The following is a 6738-nucleotide window of genomic DNA, read 5'->3' on the forward strand; positions in this document are numbered from 1 at the left end:
GGACGGACGCAGGACTTCCAGGACGTCGCGGTGCAGGCGACCGTCACGTACCGCGTGACCGACCCGGCGCTGGCCGCGACCCGGCTGGACTTCGGGATCGACCCGGGCAGCGGCCGCTGGCGGTCCACCCCGCTCGAGCAGGTCGGCGGACTGCTGACCGAGTTGGCCCAGCAGACCGCGCTCGACCTGCTGGCCCGGATGACGCTCACCGAGGCGCTGTCCGAGGGCATGACCGCGCTGCGTGCGGCGGTCGGCACCGGGTTGCGCGAGGACCAGCGCCTGACCGGGCTCGGCATCGGCGTCGAGGACGTCCGCGTGGTCGCCGTCCGCGCGGAGCGGGACGTGGAGAAGGCGCTGCAGACCCCCACCCGCGAGATGGTGCAGCAGGCTGCGGACAAGGCGACGTACGAACGCCGCGCACTCGCCGTCGAGCGCGAGCGCTCGATCGCGGAGAACGAACTACAGAACCAGATCGAGCTCGCCCGCCGCGAGGAACAGCTCGTCAACCAACGGGGTCAGAACGAGCGCAACCGCACCACCGAGGCCGCGGCAGCCGGTCAGATCGAGACCCAGGCGGCGGCCGCACGGCAACGCGCTCTGGCCGAATCCGAGGCGGACGCCAAGCGGGTCATCGGCGCGGCGGAGGCGGCCGCCGAGAAGGCCCTGCTGGACGCGTACGCCGAGCTCGACCAGGGCACGATCCTCGCGATGGCGATCAAGCAGGGCGCACTGCCGGAGATCGGTACGCTGAACCTGACGCCGGACCTGATCACCCCGCTGCTGACCAAGCTGACCTCGGGAGGGCAGGCCGCATGAGTCTGCCTCCGCGGGCGGTGCTCGTGCACCGGGCGACCGAGCTCACCGAGCTGATCGCCCGGCACGGGACGCGGCAGCAGGCCGGGTTCTTCCTCGCCGGGCGCGGGCGGGACCTGGCCGAGCTGGACGCCCGGCACCAGGCTCAGCAGGACGCGCTGGCAACGGTATCGGCCGCGATCCCGCTGGACTGGCGACGTACGGTTGCCGAGCGCAACGATCTCGACCGGTTCGGGTTCGGTCCGGAGGACGTGGTGATCGCGGTCGGGCAGGACGGCCTGGTCGCGAACGTGGCGAAGTACCTGGACGGCCAGCCGGTGATCGGCATCAACCCCGAGCCGTCGCGCAACCCCGGCGTACTCGTCCCACACGAACCTGCCGCGATCGCCGACCTGCTTGCGTCTTTGCGGGTTGCCGAACGCACAATGGTTGCCGCGAGCACCGATGACGGCCAGCAGTTGCTCGCGTTGAACGAGGTGTACGTCGGCCACCGTACGCACCAGTCCGCACGCTACCGGCTCGCGTCGCCGGACGGGCTGCCCGAGCGGCAGTCGTCGTCCGGGATCCTGATCGGTACCGGTACCGGATCGACCGGCTGGTGCCGCTCAGCCTGGCAGGAACGCCGCAGCCCGCTGACCCTGCCGGCTCCGACCGACCCGGTACTGTGCTGGTTCGTCCGCGAGGCGTGGCCGTCACCGGCGACCGGCACCGACCACACCGAAGGGTTGCTCAAGGCACCGGACTCGCTGACGATCACCGCCGAGTCGGACCTGGTGGTGTTCGGCGACGGCATGGAGTCCGACACCTTGAGCGTCGGCTGGGGTCAGCGGATCGAGGTCGGCGTCGCCGCGGTCAAGTTGCACCTGGTGCTCTGAATCGTCGCGTGCCAGGCGGAGTACAGCCGCCGCGCCGACCCGCCGATCGGTCCGACCGCGTTGAACACCGCGCCCCGGGAGGCCGGCTTCGCGTCCGCGATCGCGGCGACGGCCTGCTCGGGCGCGTCGATCGTCGACGAGCAGACACTCAGGATGTAGTCCGGCACCTGCAGCTTCGGATCCACACACCCGACCAGCGGTACGCCGACCGCGGCGACGATCGGGAACACCGTGCCCGGGATCCCCACCGCGCACTCCGCGGACGCCGACTCCGGGACCGAACCGAGCGCGCTGATCTCGTACCGGTCCCAAAGCGTCCGGTCCTCGCGCGGGTGCAGTCCGACCACGATGTGCTTGCCCGCGGCCTGCAGTTTCGCGGCGGCGTCGAGCAGCAGTTGCGTGCCGGGCGCGGCGTTGCCGGTCTGGTCGGGGTGCGTGACGCTGGTCAGCACGAGTACGCGATCCTTCTGCGGGGCGTACTTCGGAAGGTCGTCGGTCTGGGCTGACCCGACCATGCGTACCTGGCGCTTCCAGCCGAGGTACTTCGCGAAGACGTCCGACTCGGCGGGCGACGCCGCCGTCACCAGCTCCAGCCGTTGGCGGAACTCCTTCGCCCGCGGTGCTTCCACGGGTTTCAGGTACGCCAGCGAACTGGCCGCCATCGGCAGCCGCTTCAGCGCCGCCGCTACATCCGCCGGCCAGGCCTCGGCGCCGTTCACCACCAGCAGATCACCCTGCGGTACGTCGGCCAGTGTCGCGACCTGCACCGGGTCGCCCGCCTTGATCTGCGAGAGATCCGGCACGACCTGCACCAGCTCCCACCCACGCCGCTTGGCCTCGGCCAGCAACGGCTGAGCGTGGTACGTCCCCCACGGCTCGTTGGTTGCCAACAGCACCCGCGTCCGCCGCGGCCGCGCCGCCAACGCCAACCCCGGCGTCGCCGCCAGCCCTGCCCCGAGCACCCCGGCCTTCAACAACGTACGTCGCGTCGTGATCATGCGCGCGACCCTACGAACCCAGGGTGAACGCCTACCGAAGCCCGGATGATCAAACAGCCGGGCCGGCTTGAGCGAACACCCGGGTGTGCTGGGGGGACGGAATGCGCTCGACACCGGGTGTGGTGTTCGCGCCGGGCCCCAGTAGGAAACCCTCCAGTTGCGGGGACAACCCCCGAACTGGAGGGTTCGCCGGGCGGCGGGGAGCGTGGGTCAGTGGAGGAGGTTGGCGTAGGTTGTGGTGAGGGTGGTGGCGTCGTGTTCCCAGTTGAGTTCGGCTGCGGCGGAGCGGACGCCGTCGGTGTAGGTGCCGTAGTTCTCGATCACCCCGCGGACGGCGGCCACCAGGGACTGGGGGTTGCCGGGTTCGTACAGGCCGCCGAGCTTGTACTGCGTTACCACCGCGCGCAGTTCGGGCAGGTCCGCCGCAACCACAGGCACCCCGGCCCGGACCGCGTGGAAGAGTTTGTTGGGGAGGGCCAGGCGGTGGTTCTCGCAGGTGTTCGTCAGCGTGACCAACGAAATCCCGTACGCGCGTAACGTGTCGTCGACCTCGTCCAGCGGTCGTTCGGGAACGGTCTCCACCGGACCCAGGTCCAGCCGGTAGTTGGGATCCACCGATCCCATCAGCACCGTCCGGAAAGGCGCCAGCTGACGAGCCGCAGCCACCACCGTCGACAGGTCCCGCCCGGCGCCCACGCGCCCGGCGTACAGCAAACCCTCGGGCCGCGACGGGGCAGGCGGTACGTCGTCCGCGCGCGGGAACGTGTTCCGTACGACGCGCACATCCGGCAACCCGCGCGACCGCAGCCGCGCCGCGATCCCGTCCGACACCGTGAACACGACCTTCGCGCGCGACGCCAGCGACAGCTCGTACCGCCGTCCCCGCGCCCGCCACAACGGCGTCGGCCGTCCCGGCAGTGCCCGGTCGAACCACAGCTCATGGCTGTCGTACACAAGCGCCGCCGACCACCTCGACGCGTACTCCGCGGCAAGCTCCAGCGTGTTGAAGTCATGCGCGTGCACCACATCAACAGGCCCAGCAGCAGCCACCTGCGGCGCCGCCGCCACCCGCCACTGCTTCTCGGTGCGAGCACGATGCTCCGGCAGCAACAACCACCGCCCGAACCGCTTCGCCAGCACCTTCGGCCCGGAATGCCCGTGCCCGACGGTCAGCCCACCACCTCCGGCCCGCAGACCGGAAGAGCGGGAGACCGACTCCACCGTGACGCCCGGCCCGACTTCGCTCTGTTGATCAGCTAGCCAGGCTTCCGGAACGTCCCGGCCGATCACATGCACCGTGTGACCGGCCGCGGCGAGCGCTGTCGCCTCCCGCAGGATCCGCGAGTCCCCGGCGATCGGGGACTGCGCGATCATCAGAATCCGCACTTACTCGCTCTCGTCCTTGCGTACGAACTCGTTGTTCAAGAACGGCAGCAGCACCTCGACGGACTTCCGCCCGTCGTGCAGGTCACGGACGAACGACGGCCCCGCGTCGGCGATCTTCCGGGCGGTGTCGCGCTCCGCGACGAGCCGCTCGATCACCTCCGACAGGTCGTCCGGCGTCGCCTCGGCGATCGGCAGGTCGGTCGGCAGCAGGTCCCGGACCGGGTCCGCGATGTGCCCGACGGTGACCCGGCCGGCGGCCATCGCCTCGCACGCGAACACGCCGTACGAGCCGAGCAGCATCTGGTCGACCACGATGTCGGCGCTCTTGACCATCTCGGCCAGTTCCTTGTGCGCCACGTCCTGCACGCGCTGGTACTTGATCAGCCCGCGCGCGTCCAGGTCCTTGAGCACCGGGTCGACGTACGCCGAACCCTTCAGCACGCTCGCCGACGGCGCGTGCAGCACCACCGGGACCTCGCGCTCCAGCACCGGATGGGTGGACGCGAACGTGTCGATGTCGACGGTCAGCGGCAACCAGATGCCGTCGTCCACGAACTCCAGCAGGTCCGGCGTGGTCACGAAGACCGGACCGGCCCCGTTGTACCGGCGGAGGTGCCGGCGGACGTTGTTGTTCGCCGACTGCAACCGCTGGGTGAGCTCGTCCTCCGGGTCCCGGAACGGCGAGAACCGGTACCGCTCCCGGTGCTGCGTCGGGTCGCGGATCTCGGACCCGTGGAACACCAGCCCATGCTTGATCCCGGCCTGGTCGAGCACCGGTACGTCGGCCGTCCACATGTCGCCGGGCAGCTGCCCGAACATCGGCCGGCCCGCCTCGAACAGGACGTGCGTGACGTGGCGCAGCGTGTACGCCGTCAGCTCGAGCTGCCAGCGCAGGTCCGACCGGTACTGCTTGTACGTACCGGTCCGGTGCACGTGGAAGTCGAACGCACCGCTGCCCGTGGTCAGCGACTCGGCCTTGATGTCCGGGTGCGCACGCTCGAGCGCGGTCGCCCACAGCCAGGCCTGGCCCGCACTGTTGACCGGCCCGAGCAGCAGGTGCCGCCCGGTCTTCTCGATCTTGCCACCCGGCCGCCTGATCTCGAGCTGCTGCCCGGTCAGCTCGCCGTACAGGTCCCGCAGCTTGGCCGCCTGCCCGGCCCAGGACACTTCCTGCTGGTACGCCGGATCGGCGACCCGCTCACGGTAGTTGTCCAGGTCGGCGAGCACGGTCCGGACCTTCGACGCCAGGTCGTGCGCGTCCTCCGCGACGTGGACCTCGCCGATCCGGGTCCGGCCGACGAACTCCTTCATGCTCGGCATGTCGCTGACCACCACCGGCAGCCCGGCGAAGGCGTACTCGAACAGCTTGTTCGGCAGCGCCATCTCGTGGCTCGGGTACCGCAGGATCGGGATCAGGCCGACGTCGGCGGTACGCAGGAACGCCACCACCTCGTCCGGCTTCACCGGGTCCAGACAGTGCAGGCGGTCGTCCACGCCCAGATGCACGGCCTCCGTCTGCAGCGCCCGGACCGCGTCGTTCGCGATGTCGGGCACGCACACGACGGCCAGGTGCACGTCCGGCAGGTCCACCAGCGCCTGGACGGCGGTGTGGATGCCGCGCGCCCGGGTGACGCCGCCGCTGTAGACCAGCAGCGGTACGTCGGACGCGAGCCCGATCTGGCTGCGGATGTCAGGCACCTCGACCGACACGTCAGCTGGGTTCGGCGTGTTCATCACCACGGTCGGCAGGTGGTCGAGCTTGTGCTCGGCCTGCAACCGGGTCGCGATCGCCGGGCTGACCGTGATCACCCGGTCGGCGTCGCCGATGTACTCGCGCTCGTGGTTCGCCCAGGCCGCGATCGACCGCCGGGTCCGGGCGCCGTACTGGGACAGCCCGGCGACGTACTCGTGCGCGTCGTACACGACCTTCAGGTTCCGGCCGCGCAGGCTCGCGCGACCGGCGGCGCGGGCGGCGACCCCGATCACGTGCATGTCGTGGGCGTGCACGACGTCGGGCTCGATCCGGTCGATCAGGTCACCGAACGCGATCTCCAGGTCCAGCGCCTCGGGGTGCAGCTTGCGCCACGGCGCCGGCCACGGCAGCCGGTGCAGGACACCGTCGTACGCCCGCCAGCTGAACTTGAACGGCGCGTCCGCCTTGTTGCCGACGCCCTTGCGCACCCAGGCGGCCCGCTCGGCCGCCTTCCAGCGCGCCCGGCGGAGCAGGCGGGTAGCCACGCCGACCTTGTACTTGACCGGGTTTCCCTGGCCCGCCTTGGCCCGTGCGATCGCGTGCCCGGAGTCGGCCTTGAGCTCCTTGAGCTCGGCCGCGATCCGCTGGCTACGCGCCACATAGGTCGCGCGGTACCGATAGCCCACCAACGGCGGCCGCCAGTTGCGGTGCGCCGTACGGCTTCGTTTCCGTTCCTCACGCAGTGCGTACGGCACCGCCACCCGGACGATCAGCGCGCCGTCGAGGATCTCCCTCGACGGGAGGCCGTTGGCCGAGACCCCGAGCACAGTCACCTCTGCTCCGGTCTCGGCCAGTGCTGCGGCCTCCTTGCGGACCCGGCTGTCGTTGGTGACGTCGTTGGCGACCATCATCACGACCCGCAGGCCGGCATCTGTCACTGGCTGACCGACCTTCCGATCACAATCCGCCGCAC

At 70.5% G+C, this 6738-nt stretch carries 5 protein-coding genes; 2 read left to right on the plus strand and 3 right to left on the minus strand.

Annotation, left to right across the window (positions count from 1 at the left end; translation table 11 throughout):
• Together VFF46_RS38105 and VFF46_RS38110 are read left to right on the plus strand one after the other, a co-directional pair.
• The coding region (locus VFF46_RS38105; RefSeq protein ID WP_325042140.1) for an SPFH domain-containing protein at positions 1-816 on the plus strand (816 nt) is incomplete at its 5' end.
• Positions 813-1688 carry a hypothetical protein gene (locus VFF46_RS38110; RefSeq protein WP_325042141.1) on the plus strand — a complete coding sequence of 292 codons (876 nt, stop codon included), beginning with the start codon at positions 813-815 and terminating at the stop codon, positions 1686-1688. The genes VFF46_RS38105 and VFF46_RS38110, both read left to right, overlap by 4 nt.
• Here VFF46_RS38110 and VFF46_RS38115 read toward each other — a convergent pair.
• From VFF46_RS38115 to VFF46_RS38125, 3 genes are all read right to left on the minus strand, one after another.
• A complete protein-coding gene (locus VFF46_RS38115) occupies positions 1637-2686 on the minus strand; it encodes a hypothetical protein (RefSeq protein WP_325042142.1) in 1050 nt (349 codons plus the stop codon). The two genes, VFF46_RS38110 and VFF46_RS38115, sit on opposite strands and share 52 nt — an antisense overlap.
• A gap of 210 nt (positions 2687-2896) precedes the next feature.
• Positions 2897-4072 carry a glycosyltransferase gene (locus VFF46_RS38120; RefSeq protein ID WP_325042143.1) on the minus strand — a complete coding sequence of 392 codons (1176 nt, stop codon included), beginning with the start codon at positions 4070-4072 and terminating at the stop codon, positions 2897-2899.
• Positions 4073-6738 (minus strand): glycosyltransferase family 4 protein (locus VFF46_RS38125; protein WP_325042144.1); only part of this gene is annotated, 2666 nt, incomplete at its 5' end.

The organism is Kribbella sp. (assembly GCF_035655035.1).
GTDB lineage: Bacteria > Actinomycetota > Actinomycetes > Propionibacteriales > Kribbellaceae > Kribbella.